Origin of the sequence: Runella salmonicolor, from assembly GCF_024158025.1 — a bacterium.
GTDB classification, from domain to species: Bacteria; Bacteroidota; Bacteroidia; order Cytophagales; family Spirosomataceae; genus Runella; species Runella salmonicolor.
This window is the reverse complement of record NZ_JAMZEL010000013.1, coordinates 136,697-156,746: the sequence shown is the minus strand read 5'-3', so window position 1 is coordinate 156,746 and position 20,050 is coordinate 136,697. Positions and strand designations below refer to the sequence as shown.

The 20,050-nt window shown below is 47.0% G+C and carries 19 protein-coding genes; 17 read left to right on the top strand and 2 right to left on the bottom strand.

What is annotated here, in order from left to right:
• Positions 1–30: 30 nt before the first annotated feature.
• A complete protein-coding gene (locus NCI00_RS24070) occupies positions 31–3,081 on the bottom strand; it encodes a SusC/RagA family TonB-linked outer membrane protein (protein ID WP_253531991.1) in 3,051 nt (1,016 codons plus the stop codon).
• A 176-nt stretch (positions 3,082–3,257) separates the two neighbouring features.
• Between NCI00_RS24070 and NCI00_RS24065 the strand changes: the two genes are divergently transcribed.
• The 17 genes from NCI00_RS24065 to ruvA all read left to right on the top strand — a co-directional run bounded on the left by NCI00_RS24065 (position 3,258) and on the right by ruvA (position 17,585).
• Positions 3,258–3,794, top strand: a complete 537-nt coding sequence (locus NCI00_RS24065) for a redoxin domain-containing protein (RefSeq protein WP_253531990.1) — start codon at positions 3,258–3,260, stop codon at positions 3,792–3,794.
• Positions 3,791–5,026, top strand: coding sequence for a glycosyltransferase family protein (locus NCI00_RS24060; protein WP_253531989.1), 1,236 nt, complete (start codon positions 3,791–3,793; stop codon positions 5,024–5,026). Before NCI00_RS24065 ends, NCI00_RS24060 begins: the two co-directional genes overlap by 4 nt.
• A gap of 94 nt (positions 5,027–5,120) precedes the next feature.
• Positions 5,121–7,145: an NAD(+) synthase gene (gene nadE, locus NCI00_RS24055; protein WP_253531988.1), complete on the top strand. Its 2,025-nt coding sequence runs from the start codon at positions 5,121–5,123 to the stop codon at positions 7,143–7,145.
• Positions 7,146–7,213: 68 nt separating this feature from the next.
• Positions 7,214–7,663, top strand: a complete 450-nt coding sequence (locus NCI00_RS24050) for a methylglyoxal synthase (protein ID WP_114460173.1) — start codon at positions 7,214–7,216, stop codon at positions 7,661–7,663.
• Positions 7,664–7,707: 44 nt separating this feature from the next.
• Positions 7,708–8,274: an anthranilate synthase component II gene (locus NCI00_RS24045; RefSeq protein ID WP_253531987.1), complete on the top strand. Its 567-nt coding sequence runs from the start codon at positions 7,708–7,710 to the stop codon at positions 8,272–8,274.
• 56 nt (positions 8,275–8,330) lie between these two features.
• Positions 8,331–9,329, top strand: coding sequence for a bifunctional heptose 7-phosphate kinase/heptose 1-phosphate adenyltransferase (locus NCI00_RS24040; RefSeq protein ID WP_253532040.1), 999 nt, complete (start codon positions 8,331–8,333; stop codon positions 9,327–9,329).
• A gap of 20 nt (positions 9,330–9,349) precedes the next feature.
• Positions 9,350–10,273, top strand: a complete 924-nt coding sequence (gene hemC, locus NCI00_RS24035) for a hydroxymethylbilane synthase (RefSeq protein ID WP_253531986.1) — start codon at positions 9,350–9,352, stop codon at positions 10,271–10,273.
• 20 nt (positions 10,274–10,293) lie between these two features.
• Positions 10,294–11,283, top strand: a complete 990-nt coding sequence (trpD, locus tag NCI00_RS24030; RefSeq protein ID WP_253531984.1) for an anthranilate phosphoribosyltransferase — start codon at positions 10,294–10,296, stop codon at positions 11,281–11,283.
• Between the two features lies 1 nt (position 11,284).
• Positions 11,285–11,884, top strand: coding sequence for a Uma2 family endonuclease (locus tag NCI00_RS24025; RefSeq protein ID WP_253531982.1), 600 nt, complete (start codon positions 11,285–11,287; stop codon positions 11,882–11,884).
• Positions 11,884–12,687: an indole-3-glycerol phosphate synthase TrpC gene (gene trpC / locus NCI00_RS24020; RefSeq protein WP_253531980.1), complete on the top strand. Its 804-nt coding sequence runs from the start codon at positions 11,884–11,886 to the stop codon at positions 12,685–12,687. Before NCI00_RS24025 ends, trpC begins: the two co-directional genes overlap by 1 nt.
• 19 nt (positions 12,688–12,706) lie before the next feature.
• A complete protein-coding gene (locus NCI00_RS24015) occupies positions 12,707–13,354 on the top strand; it encodes a phosphoribosylanthranilate isomerase (protein ID WP_253532038.1) in 648 nt (215 codons plus the stop codon).
• A gap of 57 nt (positions 13,355–13,411) precedes the next feature.
• Positions 13,412–14,608: a tryptophan synthase subunit beta gene (gene trpB, locus NCI00_RS24010; protein ID WP_253531978.1), complete on the top strand. Its 1,197-nt coding sequence runs from the start codon at positions 13,412–13,414 to the stop codon at positions 14,606–14,608.
• Between the two features lie 18 nt (positions 14,609–14,626).
• Positions 14,627–15,280 (top strand): DUF2306 domain-containing protein, encoded by a 654-nt coding sequence (locus NCI00_RS24005; protein WP_253531976.1) that lies wholly within the window; start codon positions 14,627–14,629, stop codon positions 15,278–15,280.
• 44 nt (positions 15,281–15,324) lie between these two features.
• Entirely contained in the window at positions 15,325–16,191 is an 867-nt protein-coding gene (locus NCI00_RS24000) for a hypothetical protein (protein WP_253531974.1), read from the top strand.
• 74 nt (positions 16,192–16,265) lie between these two features.
• Positions 16,266–16,466, top strand: a complete 201-nt coding sequence (locus NCI00_RS23995; RefSeq protein ID WP_114068849.1) for a hypothetical protein — start codon at positions 16,266–16,268, stop codon at positions 16,464–16,466.
• Between the two features lie 51 nt (positions 16,467–16,517).
• Positions 16,518–16,892, top strand: coding sequence for a Dabb family protein (locus NCI00_RS23990; RefSeq protein WP_166561399.1), 375 nt, complete (start codon positions 16,518–16,520; stop codon positions 16,890–16,892).
• 102 nt (positions 16,893–16,994) lie between these two features.
• Positions 16,995–17,585, top strand: a complete 591-nt coding sequence (ruvA, locus tag NCI00_RS23985; protein WP_253531971.1) for a Holliday junction branch migration protein RuvA — start codon at positions 16,995–16,997, stop codon at positions 17,583–17,585.
• Between the two features lie 11 nt (positions 17,586–17,596).
• Here the strand turns inward: ruvA and NCI00_RS23980 are convergent, their stop codons facing one another.
• On the bottom strand, positions 17,597–19,930 hold the full coding sequence (locus tag NCI00_RS23980) for an ATP-dependent helicase (RefSeq protein WP_253531969.1): 2,334 nt from the start codon (positions 19,928–19,930) through the stop codon (positions 17,597–17,599).
• Between the last annotated feature and the right edge of the window lie 120 nt (positions 19,931–20,050).

Sequence of the window (20,050 nt, the reverse complement as noted above, 5' to 3'; positions counted from 1 at the left end):
AACATTGTGTGAAGAAATCGGATGTGTGTTTTAGAAACCAATTGTTAACCCTACCGTTATGTTGCGGGTTTGGGGTAACGTAAAAAAGTCAATACCCTGCGCAGAAGTAGAGCCATCAAGCGTACTTACTTCAGGATCGGCACCTGAGTAAGCCGTTAAGGTCCAAAGATTGATGGCCGAGGCGTACAGGCGGGCCGTCCTGACTTTGACTTTATTCAGCCACCGCGAAGGGAAATTGTACCCCACTGCCACATTTTTGAGGCGCAAATAAGAACCATCTTCCAGAAAACGGCTGCTGTGAAAGTTGTTGTATGTATTGCCCAACTCGTAGCGCGGCACATCCGTTACGTCGCCAGGTTTTTGCCATCTTCTCAGGGCCGCTCTTACCTGATTGTTTTCGAGGTTGGCTCCGTTGTCGAGCAGCGTTACATTAGAAAAATTCAGGATTTTGTTGCCGTACATAAATTGTAGAAATACGCTCAAATCAAAATTCCCCCACGTAACGCGGTTGGTAAGCCCTCCCACCAGCAGGGGCTGGGCGTTGCCAATCACCTGAGCGTCGTCAGGGCTGATTTTTCCATCCTTATTAAAGTCTTCGTAGAGGGCGTCGCCGGTGGCTACATCTACCCCCTGAAATTTAAGTCCCCAGAAAGTTCCGAGCGGCTGGCCTGGCAAAATCACATTGGTTGCACTGACTCCGTTGGCCGAATACCCCCGAAATAGCGGTTGATCATCGACAAGCTCTAATACTTTGTTTTGGTTGTGTGAGATGTTAAAATCGGTATTCCAACGAAGGCCTTGGTTGGCACTGCGGTCGATGTTGACCGTCGAAATCGTCAGCTCTAATCCACGGTTAGAGATAGAGCCGATATTTCCTTGGAAACCGCCGAAACCAGTCGTAAGCGGTAGCGGCTGATTGAACAAAAGGTTATCAGTAACGTTATCATAAGCTTCCATAATCACACTCAATCGACCACTCCACAGCGAAACATCCAAGCCTACGTTGGCTTCACGGGTACGTTCCCATTGCAAAAGCGGGTTGTTGAGGTTGTTGGGACTCACCCCCGTGGCACCGCTGTACGTAGATGCCGCCCAAGTACCAAGGTAAGTGAAGTTTCCGATGCGTTCGTTACCGGTGTATCCATAGCTTCCTCTCAGCTTCAAGTCCTGAATAAATTCCAGTGATTTCATCCAAGGCTCTTCCGAAACCCGCCATCCGAGCGAAATAGAAGGAAAATAACCAAAGCGGCGATTTGGCCCAAAACGCGAAGAACCATCGTAACGTGAGGTAAACGTGAACAAGTACTTTTCCATGTAATCATACCGAACTTCGCCAAAACCCGAAATCAGGCCGTTTTGGGCAAAGCCCGAGCCAGCAGCATCCTGCACCCCTGATGAGTTGATGTAGGTAAAATCATCGCTTGGAAAAATACGACCCGAAGCAAAAGAACTCCGATTTTTAGTCTGGAGAATTTCCGTTCCGAGCATGGTATTGAAGTGGTGCTTACCCCCCAAATCAAAAAGATAGGTAAGCGTGTTGGAGTTCAAAATCGTAAAGAGCGTATTGGTAATATACACACCATAACCCTGACCACCGATGGCGGGCAAAAAGCCTCCGATAGCCGTAGCAGATGATTCATACTGGTCTTCTTCGGAGTTGTTGTAATCTAAACTCAGCTTACTGTTGAGTTTTAAGTTTTTGATAATTTCGTACTGCCCGCTGACCCCCGCGAGGATTTTGGTGCCGTAGGTACGGAAACGCGGCAACACCGCCTGCGCTACGGGATTGAAGTTAGGAAATCCTGCATAATTCGGGTCGCCAGGCGTGTAGAGTTTTCCTTGCTCGTTGTAGGGAGCAAAATAAGGCAAGCTTTTAATCGCCCCCGAATAAACCCCGTCCAAAAAATTGTCGCCTTTTACGCGGTCATTGGTCGTAAAGCCCAGCGACATGTTGGTGCTGATGGTTAATTTTTGACTGGCTTTGTGGTCCACATTGAGCGCACCTGAGTAGCGGGTAAAGCGGTTGTTGAGCTGAACCCCTTCCTCATCCCGCAAACCACCGCTGAGATAAAAACGCGTTTTGTCGTTTCCTCCCGTGGCCGAAATTTGATACTGCTGATAAATTCCACGGCGCAAAATGGCATCCAACCAATCAGTATTAACACCGTCGGTGACGCCCGAAATCAGTCCACGTTGGTCGGGGTCTTGACCCGCATTTATAACGGCTTCTCGCTGCAACTGCAACAACTCAGACGAATTCAGCAAATCTACTTTCTTTATAATATCCACCACTCCGCGCTGGGCATCGAGTGTGATTGTAGTCCGGGAGTTGGCCTTTCCGCGCTTGGTCGTAATCAATACCACTCCGTTGGCGGCCCTTGAACCATAAATTGCTTTGGCAGAGGCATCTTTCAGGACTTGAATTGATTCAATATCGTTGGGGTTTACAAAAGTAAGGGTGTTGTCGTTTTGACCACCAAAACTTCTTCCCGACACCGCATCATCCATCACTGGAATTCCATCTACCACAAACAAAGGGCGGTTGGAGGCCGAAATAGAGGTATTTCCCCGGATTCTGACCGCTACCCCTCCTCCGGGCGTTCCCGACGATTGTGTCACCTGTACACCAGCGGCCTGTCCTTGCAATGCCTGATCAAATCCTGCAATCGGAATATCCTTAAATTTGGCGGCCGAAACGGAAGTGATGGACCCCAGAATATCTTTCTTTTGGGTAGAATTATAGCCCGTTACGACTACTTCATTGAGCTGAGTCGGGTTTTCGGCGAGTTCAACATTGATAGTTGTGCGATTATTGACGTTGACCTCCTGGCTCAGCATTCCAATAAATGAAAATACCAACGTAACTTTGCCAGCAGGAACACTGATACGGTAGCTGCCGTCCGCGTCGGTGTTGGCTCCCGAAGGTGCCCCTTTGAGCGTAACGTTTACGCCGGGCATGGGCTGGCCGTCTGTTGCCGAAGTAACTTTCCCAGTCACGGTACGATTCTGGGCAAACGCCCCCGCACCGAGCAGAAAAAGGCAAAAAACAATGAGTAAAGACTTGCGTAACAAATGGTTCATGTAAAAGTATTTTGAAATATAGGAATTTTCGGACGGGTTACTGGTTTGATGTAGATACTGGGCGAAAATTTAGATAAAAAATTTGGGTCAAAACACGCTTCGCCAAATTATTTATAATTTTAAAAACGAAACATCAGGGCGAATGTTTTACAACTTCATTCATCTAATTTTGAATCATGGAAAAATACAATAAAATATTAATTGGGATATTTCTTGCGGGCTTTGGTTTACTGAATAATGAAGCATGGGCGCAAAGTTCTCTTTTTATTTTTTACGACACCGAATGCCCGATTTGCCAAAAATCCAGCAAGCGACTACAGGAAATGTACGTTAAATTCGGCCAAAACGTTGCGTTTAAGGCAGTTTTTCCCACTAAATCTATCAAGAAATCAGCGATTCGCCAATTTAACAAAGAATATAGTTTTACCATTCCTTACGTCATCGACAAAAACCATACCCTTGTTGAACGCTATGACGCAAAAACAACCCCAGAAGTGGTACTACTTGATAAAAATGGCGTGGAGGTTTACCGAGGTGCCATCGACAACCAGTTTTTCGGTTTAGGAAAATACCGCCCCAAAACCACCGAATTTTACCTTCAAGATGCGCTCGAAGCATTGGCCGCCCATAGGCCAGTGTCGCCCAACCGCACCGAAGCCGTGGGCTGCCTCATTAACCGCAAAAAAAGAGAAAGCGCAAGCCAATCATTATGAATTCAACCCCAAAAAAACCGCTTTCTCTCACCATCATCAATCGACATTATCCTCCCAACCCTGGTATCACGGGGGAATCAGCGTGGGATTTGACCAAATATCTGATTGAAAATCACGGCATTGACGTCCGAATTGTCCACGTAAAACGCAGTGATTTAGGCGGTGGGCAAGTTCGTCTACCCATCGGCAAAACGTTTCAAATCTCCACCCTATATAAGGGGAACAAAGGAATTCTAAAGTTAGCGGCTGGTTTTTTTGATGGCTTATTCTTGCTCCTCAAAACCCTGCGCGTGCGTCGGGGGCCCGTGCTGTGCATGACCAGCCCCCCGTTATTGCCTTTTTGGGCTTCTTGGTTGCTACCTTTATTCGGAATTCGGTGGGCATTGTGGTCTATGGATTTATTTCCCGAAGGCTTTGTCGCCGATGGTGTCATCAAAAAAACGAACCCTATTTATCGCTTTGTGGAATGGGTAACCTACCGATTTGCACCTGCTCAACTTTTCGCACTGGGGCCAAATCAGGCCGCCTACATCCAAAAAAAATACCGTAAATCGCTCCCTACCACAATTCTCCCCTGCGGCGTATTGCTCGACCAACCCCGCGACCCAGCGCCGCCCGAATGGCGCAAAGCAGACGGAAAAATTTACTTTGGATACGCCGGAAACCTCGGAGATGCCCACTCGGCTGATTTCCTATTGGCTTTTATAAATCACTTTGACCCTCAGAAACACCACCTTATTTTAGCCGTTTACGGTACTAAATCTGCCGACATTTTGACCGTTGCAGGTACAAAAAAAGGCATTACGATTCTCAAAAATGTACCAAGGAGCCAACTACCTTACATTGATATTCATCTAGTTAGTTTGCTCACAAAATGGACCCATATTGCGGTACCCTCCAAGGCAATCAGCTCGATATGCGCGGGCGGTGCCATTTTATTTTGCGGAAATAAAGAAGCCGATACGTGGGCATTATTGCAGCGAGCAGGTTGGTACATCGACGAAGAGGAGGCCATTATTCCCCAGATAACCCACTTTTTGGCCCAGCTCACGCCCGAAGAAGTAACACTCAAAAAGAACGAGGCGGAGTCTCTTACCACAGAATTGAAACAGATGCTGGTAGCCGCGTACGAAGAAGTTGCCATTTTCAGTGGTTTTTTATCCGATTCGAAAAAAAAAATTATCCCAAATTGTGACTTATATACCAATACTTCGTCTGAGCCGAAAAAATGACACGAGATTTTCGAAATCGCTCGGTTTCCTTTGTTTCTTATTGGCTTTCTCGTTCGGAAACCTCATTTTTGCATAAATCAATAACCTATTCAACATGCCACTTCTTAAAGTAGCCGCCGGAACCATCAACACCACCCCTTTGGCGTGGGAAGAGAATAAAAAACACATTATAGAATCTATAGAAGAGGCTAGAAACCAACACGTTAGTTTATTATGTCTTCCTGAACTTTGTATTACGGGTTATGGTTGTGAAGACGCCTTTTATAGCCCCAACACCCTCACCCAAGCCATTGAAAGTCTTCATGAAATCGTCCCACACACGTCGGGCATTGCGGTGTCGGTAGGATTACCAATGCAATTCAACAGCAAAATCTACAATACTGCCTGTTTTATTGTCAACAAACGGATTCTAGGGTTTGTGGCCAAACAGCACTTACCCAATTACGGCGTTTTCTACGAAGACCGGTGGTTTCACCGCTGGCCCGCCAATGCGCGCGATGAAATCAAGGTCCGGGATTTCAGCTATCCTTTTGGAGATTTGGTGTTTGATGTATCGGGTATCCGAATAGGCTTTGAAATCTGCGAAGACGCTTGGGTAGCACAACGCCCCGGACGCAATCATTTTGACCGTGGAGTCGATGTTATTCTGAACCCCAGCGCCAGCCCATTTGCTTTTCATAAATTTATCACCAGAGAGCGCTTTGTCATTGATGGTTCACGCTCCTATTCATGCAGTTATGTATACACTAACCTATTAGGAAACGAATCAGGAAGACTCATTTTTGACGGTGATGCCATGATTGCTTCCAACGGGACCCTGCTGGCCTCCAGTCCGCGTTTTGGGTACCACGATTACCACATTACCTCGGCGGTGATTGATACTGATGTAACCCGACTGTCGCACTCCCAAATCAAATCGGCACTGCCAACGGGCAATTGGAAAGTTGTGGATACGTTTGAATGGCACGAAGCCGCGCCTGCTTATCAAGTAGCTGAATTAGAGCCATTTGAGCGAGAAGGCTATTTAAAAGAAGAAGAATTTGCACGGGCCGTGTCGTTGGCGCTGTTTGATTATCTTCGCAAATCACGCTCGCAGGGCTTTACGGTTTCACTTTCAGGCGGAGCCGATTCGTGCGCTTGTGTGGCATTATGCGGTCTGATGATTCGATTGGCCGATGAAAGTATCGGTTTAGCCGCTTTTAAACAAAAGCTGAGTTATATCAAAAAAATCCAGCAAGAAACCACCGAAGAAGGCATTGCCAAACACCTGATTCACAGCATTTATCAAGGCACAGAAAATAGTTCAACAGATACTTTAGAATCGGCCAAAAGTCTCGCGGACTCTATCGGTTCTACCTTTTATAACGTCAATATCAACGGGCTGGTTGAATCCTATAAAGATTTAATCGAACAACAGATAGGACGGGACTTAACCTGGGAACAGGATGATATTCCGCTCCAAAATATTCAGGCACGAGTACGTGCCCCGGGCGTGTGGCTGTTGACCAACTTATACGGACATCTTTTATTGGCCACTTCCAACCGGTCTGAGGTGGCGGTTGGTTACTGCACCATGGACGGCGACACCGCCGGCAGCATCAGCCCCATTGCGGGAATTGACAAATTCTGGCTTCGCCAATGGCTCGTTTGGCTCGAAACCATTGGTTGCCACGTAAAAGGCAAAAACATCAAAATTGAAGGGCTCAAAAAAGTAAACAGCCTGCAACCCACCGCCGAACTCCGCCCGCAACATAAAATGCAAACGGACGAAAAAGATTTGATGCCTTATGAGGTCTTGGATGCCATCGAAAAGGTGGCGATTCGCGATAAAAAATCGCCGATTGACTGCTTCCGATTTATGGAAGTACGCTTTGCCGAGCGGTACACACGTGATGTCTTGTTTACATCGGTCGAGCGCTTTTTCAAACTTTGGAGTCGGAATCAGTGGAAACGCGAACGCTATGCACCGAGTTTTCATTTAGACGATCTCAACCTTGACCCCCGTTCGTGGTGCCGTTTCCCTATTCTATCTGGTGGATTTGAAAAAGAATTGGAGGAATTAAGCGCCTATTACGAAGGCAAAAATCACAAAGGACGCAAAGGAAAAATTGGGTTTTAAGGATTGACACGATTTCAGGATTGACTCCCGTCCATCTTGAAATCGTGTTTTAAAATGACAATTAAAAGATGCCAAATCGCACCCTCAACGCTCGCAAACGTATTGCCTTGGTGGCCCATGACCACAAAAAGGCCGACCTGATTCAATGGGCTTCTGCTAACAAAGAACGGTTGGTTTCACACGAGTTATATGCCACTGGAACCACTGGAAAATTGCTTCAAGTGGCATTAGAGACCTCCGTTACCTGCCTGTTGAGCGGCCCGCTAGGCGGAGATCAACAGATTGGCGCGATGATTGCCGAAGGAAAAATTGACGTGTTGATTTTCTTCTGGGACCCCATGTCGGCCCAGCCACACGACCCCGACATCAAGGCTTTATTGCGCTTGGTGGCGGTGTGGGACATCCCCATGGCCTGCGACCGCGCCACCGCCGATTTTATCATAGCGTCTCCCCTCATGAGCCAGCCCTACGAGAGCATTTTGCCTGATTATGACGCTTATCTGAAACGGAAGGTTTGAGGTACAAATAGAATTGGGTAGTTTTGCGGGAAATATCATCCGCAATGAAGATTCTTGTTCTCGACAATTACGATTCGTTTACGTATAACCTCGTTTACATCTTACGCGAACTGCACGACGACGTGGAGGTTCATCGTAACGACAAAATCGCGCTCGAAGACGTAGCGCAGTACGACAAAATTCTGCTTTCGCCTGGGCCGGGCATTCCGTCAGAAGCGGGAATTATGCAGGATTTGATTCGTAGCTATGCTCCCACCAAAAGCATTATGGGCGTGTGTTTGGGCCATCAGGGTATCGGCGAAGTGTTTGGCGCTACGCTCAATAATATGGCGGATGTACTACATGGCATCAGCGATAAAGCCATCGTTATCGACCCCATCGAGCCGTTGTTTAAAGGTTTGCCCCAATCCTTTCAGGTGGGCCGTTACCACTCATGGACGGTGGTAGGCGAGACCGTTCCCGACACCATGACCATCACCGCCGTAGACGAGCACGGTGAAGTAATGGCACTGCACCACAATACTTACGACGTGCGAGGCGTACAGTTTCACCCCGAATCGGTCTTGACCGAGCACGGCAAAGAGATGTTACAAAACTGGCTTTCTATTTAAATAACCATTCAGGGAGTAAAAGTTAAAAACCACCCTGTTTGGTGTTACTACTGTGTATGACTATTGACCAATTGTTTGATTCTTTTAATACATTACGCGTCCTGATTGTGGGCGATGTAATGCTGGATGCCTATATATGGGGGAAAGTAGACAGAATTTCGCCCGAAGCACCCGTGCCCGTAGTGGTAGCGCAGCGTCGTGAATACCGCTTGGGCGGCGCAGGGAATGTAATTCTTAACGTTCATGCGTTAGGGGCCGAACCTATCATTTGCTCCGTCATCGGGCAGGATACCGAAGGGAAAAATTTACTGGGGGAACTGGTGAAACGGGGCCTTCGTATCGACGGTATTTTGCAAAGTCCCGACCGCATCACGACCGTCAAAGAGCGCATCATTGCGGGGTCGCAACAAGTGGTACGGGTAGATACCGAAACCGATAAAGTCATTACGCTTGAAGAACAGTCTCAACTGATTGACAAAGCCAAAGTCCTGATTCCCGACTGTCAAGTAGTTCTTTTTCAAGACTATGACAAAGGGGTTTTGTGCCCGAATGTTATCAAGGAAATCACCGACTTTGCCAATTTACACGGCATCCCGACGGTGGTTGACCCTAAAAAACGCAACTTTTTGGCCTACCAAAACGTGACCCTCTTCAAACCAAATTTGAAAGAACTGAAAGAAGGTTTGAAAGTAGAGTTTGATGTAAAAAAAGAAGATGAGCTCCGGGCCGTAGTGAAGAAATTACGCTATGAACTCAACGCCAAAGGCGCGTTTGTAACGTTGTCGGAACGAGGCGTTTACATTGATTTCTTAGACCAACAGCACCGCATTCCTGCCCACCAACGGGAGATTGCCGACGTATCTGGTGCGGGCGATACGGTCATCAGCATTGCAGCCTGTGCGGTAGCGCTGGGGCTTGAGCCAAACATCGTCGCTGAGCTGTCAAACCTTGGCGGTGGTTTGGTCTGCGAACACGTGGGAGTAGTACCTATTGACAAAAAAACGCTGAAAGCAGAGGCAAGAAAATCGTTATTGCTCGCCCAATCGGAAGGGTAACTGAAAATTTAAATGAACCAATGCACATAAAAATCGGAACGCGCGGCAGTCGCTTAGCCCTTTGGCAGGCTTATTACGTCGAAAATCTATTGCAAAAAGGAGGGCTTACGACCGAAATCGTCCTCATTGACACGAAAGGCGACCAAATTTTGGACCGTTCGCTCTCCAAAATCGGGAGTAAGGGCGTGTTTACCCAAGAATTGGAAGACCAACTTCGTGACGGTCGTATCGACATTGCCGTGCACAGCGCCAAAGATCTACAATCCGAACTCGACGACGACCTGCAACTCATCGCCTTTACCGAGCGTGAGCGTGTCAATGACGTCTTGGTTAGTCACAACCAAAGCCTATCTTTGGGCAGCGGAGAGCCCTTTGTGGTCGGGACTTCTTCAACGCGGCGCGTGGCGATGCTCAAGCATTTTTATCCGCACATTCGCACCGTTGATATGCGCGGCAACCTCCAAACCCGCCTCCGTAAGTTGGAAGAGGGCCAATGCGACGCCATTTTGTTGGCCTACGCGGGCGTTCACCGCATGGAGTACGACGGGCTGATTGCCGAACACCTTTCGCTAGACGAATTTACCCCCGCCGTTGGGCAAGGAAGTGTGGCAATTGAGTGCAGTCAAAACATGGAACATGAAAAACGCAACAAAGTACGCGCGTTGCTCAACCATCCCGAAACCGAAACCTGCCTCTTGGCCGAACGGGCCTTTTTGCGCAGATTGCAAGGCGGATGCAGCGTTCCAGTCTTTGGATTAGCATCGTTGGAAAATGAAACCGTTACGATGACGGGCGGCGTAGTTAGTTTGGACGGAAGTCAAATCTTGAAACAAACCCGCAGCGGTGCGGCTGCTTCTCCCGAAGACATTGGCATTCAATTGGCGGAACTGCTTTTGAGCGACGGTGCCGCTGAAATTTTGGCGGCCATTAAACAAAATTCCTAATTTGCCTTTCGATACGCTGCATGAAAAACACGCTAACCCACTTACTCAACTACCAAACCCTCGACCGCCAAACCGCACACCAAACGCTGCTCGGAATAGGCCAAGGAGAATATAATACCTCCCAAATTGCCAGTTTTCTGACGATTTTTGCCCTGCGTGGCATCACCGTAGAGGAGCTAACAGGCTTTCGGGATGCCATGCTTCAACTATGCCTTTCGATTGATTTAGAAGCCTTTGACCCGATGGATGTTTGCGGTACGGGCGGCGACGGCAAAGATACTTTCAATATTTCTACGTTATCGGCTTTTGTGGTGGCCGGAGCAGGGCAGCGAGTGGCCAAACACGGCAATCATGGTGTATCGAGCTTAGTAGGTTCTTCTACGGTACTTGAACACCTCGGAATTAAATTTTCCAATGATGCCGACTACCTAAAACGCAAAATCGAAACCGCCAATATCTGTTACCTTCACGCGCCGCTGTTTCATCCCGCCATGAAATACATTGCCCCCATTCGGAAAGAGTTGGGCATTCGGACGTTTTTTAACATGCTGGGCCCACTGACCAACCCTGCGTTCACCAAAAAACAGCTTGTAGGCGTATTTAGTCTTGAATTAGCGCGGCTTTATGCCTACCTTTACCAAGGTTCTGGCCATCATTATCTGATTGTTCACGCATTAGACGGTTACGATGAAGTGTCTTTGACGGGTGATTTTAAAATAATAACCGCTCAAAACGAGCAAATTCTGTCGCCTATTCACCTCGGCTTAGATGTTCTTGCGCCTACCCAACTCTCGGGCGGTGACACCTTGGCCGACTCCGCAAAAATTTTCTTAAACGTACTGAACGATGAAGCCACTTCTGCCCAAAAACAGGCGGTATTGGCCAATGCAGGTTTGGCCCTTTACGCCGCTAATCCTGCGCTTTCGTTGACCGACGCCATAGCCGCTGCCCGCGAGTCGCTGGAAAGCAAACGGGCGTTGGCCTGCTTTAAAAAGTTAATCGAAGATTGATATGAGTACACTTAGCTTCAGCGATTTAGATCCAAACGGCATTTATACATACGCCGACTACCTGAAATGGACCTTTGACGAGCGCCTAGAGCTTATCAAAGGAAAAATCTTCAATATGTCGCCTGCGCCCGCCAGAAGGCATCAGAAAATTTCAGGGAAATTATTTACCCCCATTAGTAATTTTCTTGAAGGTAAACTCTGTGAAGTGTATTCCGCTCCCTTTGATGTAAGGCTCACGCCGCTGAAAGGAAAAAAGCGCAAAGACAATCAAATCTATACGGTGGTACAACCTGACATCTGCGTTATTTGTGATGTAGATAAACTCGACGACCGAGGCTGTATCGGTGCTCCCGATTTGATTATAGAAATCTTATCGCCCGGAAATACGAAAAAGGAAATGAGCGACAAATTTCAGGTCTATGAAGAAAACGGGGTAACGGAATATTGGTTGGTCGAACCCAACGACAACGTAATTTTTGTTTACGTACTGAATGATGAAGGAAAATACATTGGCCTAAAGCCGTATACAGAAGATGACATACTTACTTCAAGCGTTCTTCCGGGGCTTGAAGTATCTGTCAGTAGAATTTTTGAACCATAATGAACATTTTAGATAAAATAGTAGCCCACAAACGCATCGAAGTAGCCGAAGCTAAATCAAAAGTAAGCATCGCTGACCTCGAAAAAGCACCTTTATTCGGTCGTAAAACATTATCGCTGAAACAAGCATTGACCGCCGAAGGGGCTTCGGGCGTTATTTCGGAATTTAAACGTAAATCTCCCTCCAAAGGCATCATTAATGATAGTGTGTTGCCCGAAATCGTCACCAAAGGCTATGTAGAAGCAGGTGCCTGCGGCTTATCGGTACTGACTGATACCGAATTTTTCGGAGGTACTTTTGACGATTTCGCCAAAGCCCGTGCCGCCAATCCTTCAACGCCCATGCTTCGCAAAGATTTCATGATTGATGAATACCAGCTGTGGGAAGCCAAAGCCATCGGTGCCGACGTGATTTTGCTCATTGCGGCCTGCCTAACGCCCGCCGAAGTTCGGCAGCTAGGTCGTAAAGCACAAGAACTGGGCTTAGAGGTATTGCTCGAAGTACACGACCGTGAAGAATTAGAACAAAGTGTGTGCGAATATGTTGATATGGTAGGCGTAAATAACCGCAACCTGAAAACATTTGTCACTTCGATTGAAACCTCTCTGGAATTGGCGCAACTTATTCCCGATAAATTTGTCAAAATATCAGAAAGTGGGTTGAAAGATGCCGAGACGATTTTACAATTGCGAGAGGCGGGGTATCAGGGTTTCCTGATTGGTGAATCTTTTATGGTTACCCAAAATCCTGGATTGGCGTTGAAAGAGCTGATTGGCCGCTTTCAACTCACAAGTAATCAATAACTAACCGACTAGCCGGATGATGAAAATTAAAGTGTGTGGAATGCGGGACACGGCCAACTTGGCTGAATTAGTGGAATTGAAGCCTGATTTTATCGGATTCATTTTTTATGATAAATCGCCCCGGTTTGTGGGGGAAAACCTCGACGAAGAGTTCATAAAAAGTATTCCCAAACCCATCAAAAAAGTAGGTGTTTTTGTCAATGCAAACCCCGACTATATTCTTCGGGTGGCAAAAAAATATGATTTGCAATATGTGCAACTCCACGGCCACGAAACCCCCGATTTTTGCCGTACCATCAAAATGCGCGGCGTTAATATCATCAAGGCGTTTTCAATCGAATCGGATTTTAATTTTGCAACGCTTAATAACTATAAGCCCCATTGCGACTATTTCCTGTTTGACGCCAAAGGAGCCAATCCTGGCGGCAACGGAATCACGTTTGATTGGAGTGTTTTGAATCGTTACGACAACGACCGCCCATTTTTCTTGAGCGGCGGACTTTCTTTGGAAAATATCGTTCAGGTCAATGAATTAAAGGCGAAAATCTATGGTTTGGATGTAAACAGCAAATTTGAAACCGCTCCTGCGGTGAAAAATATCGACGCCCTGCGCCAACTGTTTGAGTTGATTCGCCCGATTGAAGAAGAGGAAGAAATAGAAGCGTAAACATACTTTTGAATAACGTTCAGCTCCCGCGAGTTGAGCCAAGCACTATTCGCACACATGACCGCACTACAAAATCAATCCGCCTATCAAGTCAATGAGCGCGGATATTACGGACAATTCGGTGGCGCTTATATCCCCGAAATGCTGTACCCAAACGTTGAAGAACTCCGCGATAATTACCTGAAAATCATCGCTCAGCCCGACTTTCAGGAGGAATTCCAAGGGCTCCTCCGCGACTACGTGGGTCGCCCAACGCCGCTCTATTTAGCGCAGCGTCTTTCCGACAAATACAACACCACCATTTACCTCAAACGCGAAGACCTTTGCCATACGGGGGCGCACAAAATCAACAATACCATTGGGCAAATCTTGCTCGCAAAGCGGCTCGGTAAGCAAAAAATCGTGGCCGAAACGGGCGCTGGTCAACACGGCGTAGCCACGGCCACCGTGTGCGCGCTGATGGGCATGGAGTGCATCGTGTACATGGGAGAAATCGACATTCAGCGTCAGGCACCCAACGTGGCCCGCATGAAGATGCTCGGCGCGGAGGTTCGTCCCGCAAGCAGCGGCTCAAAAACCCTCAAAGACGCCACCAACGAGGCCATGCGTCACTGGATCAACAACCCTACCGATACACACTATATCATCGGTTCAGTGGTAGGTCCTCACCCTTATCCCGACATGGTGGCGCGCTTTCAGTCCGTTATTTCGGAAGAAATCAAAAAACAATTGTTGGAAAAAACAGGCTCCGAACTCCCTGATTACGTCATTGCGTGCGTAGGAGGCGGCTCCAACGCCGCGGGTGCTTTTTATCATTTCTTGGATGACGAGTCCGTAAAACTCGTTGCCGCCGAAGCTGGCGGACACGGAATCACGTCAGGCTTGTCGGCCGCTACCACATTTTTGGGTAAAATTGGCGTTTTACACGGCAGCAAAAGCATTTTGATGCAAACCGAAGACGGGCAAGTAGTAGAGCCACATTCTATATCGGCGGGGTTGGATTATCCCGGCATTGGGCCAATGCACGCGCATTTACACGACAGTCACCGCGCGTTGTTTTATGCCATTACCGATGACGAATCCATCGCTTCTGCCATGGAGCTTTCCAAGTTGGAAGGAATCATCCCTGCGCTTGAAAGTGCCCACGCCTTGGCCGTATTGCCTTACCTGAAAGCGACCCCTAACGAAACGGTTGTGATTAACCTATCTGGTCGCGGCGATAAGGATTTGGCTACATATATGAAGTATTTGTAAAAAAAAAGGGTAGTAGAAATGTCTTTACGTCGATTTTTCGCTACCCTTTTTCTCCTTCTTGTAGCGGCTTTTACGCTGCTGATGCTGACCAAAGTCGTGCCGTATCTGAGTTTTGAACCAGAAATCGACTTTCTGACCACCAAAACCGACCGTGTTTTGGCCCGTCAAGATTTCCAATTTTCCTTTTATATCCACATCGTAAGCAGCTTGTGGGTCATGGGTATTGGAATATCCCAATTCATTCCTTCTTTTGTAAAAAAATATCCGCGTCTGCACCAATCGCTTGGGAAAATTTACGTATTTTCGATACTGTTTTTGGCGGCTCCTTCGGGGTTGGGTTTGGCTATTTATGCCAACGGCGGCCTACCCGCTAAAGTAGGTTTTTCGTTGCAATGCGTGGTATGGTGGCTCACTACATGGGCGGCATGGCGTGAGATTCAAAAAAAGCGCTGGCAAACACATATCGAATGGATGATGAGAAGCTACGCCGTTACCCTTGCCGCCATGAGTTTGCGCGTTGGGAGTTATGCCTTGGTCTATTTCTTCCACACCAAACCCATCGAAACCTACCTGACGGTTGCGTGGTTGTCATGGGTTGGAAATTTGGCAATTGTGGAAGGATTAATTTATGCAGGAATGAGCGAACGGTTATTAAAAATGCTACAAAAGTGAGTAAGTTTGGTCCAGTGGCCTTTTTTATACAGACAAGACAATCAATGAATCATTTCCTTTCCCTGTTTTTTTTAGTTCTTGTGGGTTTTTCCTGCACCCGCAAAGCCAACGACAATTCAAAACCAACCGCCGTTCCTATCAAGCTTATCACGCACAAAGAGGCGATTGATTCGCTGCGCAAAGACACTACGGCACCGTTGCAACCCCTCAAAATCACTGAACTGTCGGGCGAAACGGCCACCACTTTTTTCACAGACAATGACTTGTCCCCTCTATTGTTTGATGCGAGCCCAGAGGGTGGCTACTCCAATCGTTTTGACGGTTTTTACGGCGACGACCACCACCGAATTGAATTCTATTTTTCAGAAGTAAAACGTGATTCGATTCAGTCAAACGTCTATCATGTAGCTGGTAAGGATCGTTTTAAGAAGAATATCACCCCTTTCACGGGCACCATTACCTTCACAAAATTGGCCACTTTCAGCGATCCAAACCTCAACGACGACCTATACCAACACGAGTCATTTGAACTCAAAGAAGCGTATATTTCAGAGGCTACTTTTGAGCTGAAAGAGAACACCCTAACCAAAGGTTCGGGGATTTTTTCGGGTAAAATGCTGATGGATTTTTACAAAAACCAAGGCGGAGAGATTGCCCTTTGGTATTTTTCTGCCAACACACCCGCGCAAGCAAGTGGGTTTAAATTTGAAGGAACTTGGAGCAATTATAAAAACACTTTGACCAAACCCGTCGTATGGGCAAGGGACCTTTTTGCGTTTGCTAACGATATTTTAACTGATTTTTCCATCGGAGAACGGGAAGTTGAAGTCAATAAAAAATACCGTCATCTAGGATGGGACAACTACTGGGAAAACGACGAATGGTGGCACGACGGCCCCGCAATTCAGTAGCTTTTACAGAACTTTTTTAGTAATTTTCGCATTAACAAAACACTGTATTTCCTTTTAAACACAAACAGACAACTATGGCGACATTAACACTCATGGAAGTTTCCGAAATGCGCGTGAAACTCAAAGCCCTTGAAAAACAAATCGCTTCGGGCGAATTATCCTTATTTGACCGCTGCGAAGTGGAAGACGAAATTCTGGAATTGAAAGAAAATCTGGGAGAGTTTGAGCGTAGCGTACGCGACGACAGTGGTGAGTGTATCAACTGTTCAGGCTAGTTTTTTAGTTTCTATACTTATATCAATTCATTTTGTGTTAATTCTGCTTACATGAAAACTAAATTCTTAGCTCTTTTTTTAACCCTTTTTGCGTTTGGTGCTATGGCCCAAAAATCTGACAAAGTACTGCGTCACGTGGTAATGTTTAAATTCAAAGACACCGCCACCCCTGCACAAATCAAATCGGTAGAAGATGCGTTTCGCAAGCTTCCTACCCAAATCAAAGAAATTAAAGGTTATGAGTGGGGAACCAACAATAGCCCCGAAGGTCTGGCACAGGGCTTTACCCATTGCTTTTTCCTGACGTTCAATTCAGAAGCCGACCGCGCAATATATTTGCCACACCCTGACCACAAAGCGTTTGGGAAAGTGTTGGGGCCTTATCTCGACAAAGTCTTGGTGGTTGATTACTGGACCCAGAAATAAAGCCCGCTGCGGCGTCGCAGTGGTGCACCACCCGCTCCAAAAGGGACTTTAAACAATTATTTTTTATTGAACTTAAAATCCCCTTTGGGGAAATAGGGGCTCATGATTGCATACTTAAACGGCAAACTTGCTCATAAAGACCCCGCTTATATCATTATGGATGTAGGCGGGGTTGGTTATGAAGTAAAAATCTCTCTGCAAACCTACGCAGCCCTGCCCAACCCTGGGGAGGTGTGTAAGGTAATCACCTATCAGCAAATCAGGGAAGATTCTCACGTACTTTATGGTTTTGCCGAGCCCACCGAGAAGATTCTATTTTTGGATTTAATCAGTGTGTCGGGGGTAGGTTCGGCCACCGCACTGATTATGCTGTCGTCTTTATCGGCCGCCGAAATCAAAACGGCCATTGTCAACGAAGATGTAAAACTAATTCAAACCATTAAGGGAATTGGTGGTAAAACAGCGCAACGGGTCATCATTGACTTAAAAGATAAAATCAAGAAAGAAGGCACTATTGCTACCCAGCCCAATATCTTTATTACGGCCAACAGTCAAGTAAGGAGCGAAGCGATTGCGGCCTTAACGATGCTCGGTATTCCCAAACCTACCGCCGAAAAGAGCGTAGATACAATCCTCAAACGAGAAGGCGACCAAATTACGGTTGAGCAGTTGATTAAACTGGCATTGAGGTAAATCGCAGGAGACTACCGCAAAATCCGCAGTTTCGCAAAGCTTAGCAACAGCGTTTTTTCGCCGACAGTATCAAACTGAATCACGGCTTTGCGGTCGGTGCCGTTGATGTCCATTTTCTTTACCGTTCCTTTACCAAACTTGGGATGTTCTACCCGATTGCCTTCTTCCAAAGTTGACGTATCGCTCGCTACAAAGTCGGTAGAGGCTGACTGAGGTACGCTCGTAGCCTGCGTAGAAGGGCGTTGTCCATTTGCCAATCGACTGGCGGGTGTGGTCGGGCTTCCTTCACTGGCGGGCTTTTGTACACTGCCAGGAGTTGGTGAAGGTTTCCGAATAAAATTCATGGCCGTCGGCTCAACGTTGTTGCGATATTCGTCAAAGCCTCCCGAACGACGACCTTTGGACGTAGTCAAAAAACGTTGGTCTACTTCGTATAAAAAACGGCTTGGTTCGCACATGTTCAATCGGCCCCAATTGTAGCGGCTTTCGGCGTAGGAAAAGGTAAGCTTGCTTTCGGCACGGGTAATGGCCACGTAAAACAATCGGCGTTCTTCTTCCAAATCTTCGCGCTTTTCGAGCATCATCTGGCTCGGAAAAAGTCCTTCTTCCAATCCTACCACGTACACATTTTTAAACTCTAAGCCTTTGGCACCGTGAATCGTCATGAGCGTTACGCGGTCGGTATCGCCATCGTCCGATTCATCGGCGTTGGTTAGCAATGAAACCGTTTGCAGAAACGAACTGATGGTTTTGTCCTCGTTGTCAGCATTATCCACAAACTCCTTAATAGCATTCAGCAATTCCTGCACGTTTTCGTAGCGGCTCAAGCCCTCCACGGTTTTGTCTTCGTACAATTCCTTCAAAATACCCGACGTCTTGGCCACGTGTGCCGCAACGGTATAAGCATCTTTGCCTTCCTCAATCAGCAGTTTAAAACTCTTGATAAGAATCGCAAAGCTTTCAATCGGTAGGGTAGCTCGCCCCGAAATGTACTTGGTGATGTTGGAAACCACCTCCCACACCGGCACTTGGTTTTCGGCGGCCGTCACCGCGATTTTAGCCACGGTCGTGTCGCCAATCCCGCGCTTGGGTAAATTGATAATACGCTTAAAGGCTTCTTCATCGCTTTGATTCACCACAAACCGCAAATACGCCAGCAAATCCTTGATTTCTTTTCGTTGATAAAAGGAAAGCCCGCCAATGATGCGGTACTTGATATTCTGCCTACGCAACGCCTCTTCAAACGACCGTGATTGGGCATTGGTGCGGTACAAAATGGCAAAATCGGTATTGCGCAGCCCTTTGTTTACTTTTTCTTCAAAAATCGCCGACGCAATCAGACGCCCTTCCTCATTGTCTGAACTCGCTTTTACTACCTCAATCAAGCCGCCTTCTTCATTGGCCGTAAAAACGTTTTTCTTCAACTGTGCTTTATTGCGGGCAATGACCGAATTGGCGGCGTTGACGATGGTTTGGGTGGAGCGGTAGTTTTGCTCCAGCTTGACCACTTTTACTTCGGGAAAGTCTTTCTCAAAATTGAGAATGTTCTGAATATTCGCCCCGCGAAAGGCATAGATACTCTGGGCATCGTCGCCCACCACGGCAATATTGCGATGCACCGCCGCTAACTTTCTGGTAATGAGATACTGCGCCACGTTGGTGTCCTGAAACTCATCCACCAATACGTACTGAAACTTATGTTGGTATTTGTTTAACACCTCAGGAAAATCACGAAACAGCACGTTGGTATTGTACAATAAATCGTCAAAATCCATGGCGTTGGCCTGAAAACAACGCGTAGTATAGGCCTTGTACAAGCGTCCGATTTCGGGAAGCTTAGCGGCTTCGTCGTCAGCTCTGAAAAGTTTATTGGCTAGGTAGTCATCGGCTGAAATCAGGTTATTCTTGGCCCCCGAAATACGGTTAAAGACAACGTTTGGTTTATAGGTTTTATCGTCCAGGTTCAGCTCCTTGACGATGCTTTTGATAAGCGATTTTGAATCGTCGGTATCATAAATGGAGAAATCGGAAGTATAGCCTAAATAGCGTGCTTCGATGCGTAAAATTTTGGCAAAGACGGCGTGAAAGGTTCCCATCCAAATGTTACGCGCCTCAAAACCAACCACTTTCTCAATCCGGTCGCGCATTTCGCCCGCAGCTTTGTTGGTAAAAGTCAACGACAAAATCCGAAACGGGTCAACGCCATTTTCAATAAGGTGGGCAATTCTGAGTGTCAATACACGCGTTTTTCCCGAACCCGCTCCCGCAATAATCATCAAAGGCCCTTCGCCGTGCGTAACGGCCTGCGCCTGTGGTTCGTTCAACCCGCTTAAATAACCTGTCATTGGAAAAGAATCAATTTTATGAAAACAAAGAACAAAGTTAGGGAAAAATGCCCTCTTTCGGGCCTGCTTCCGTCATGAATGTATCGGTTTTCAGGAAAGACCCCGAATCAACGCCTGATA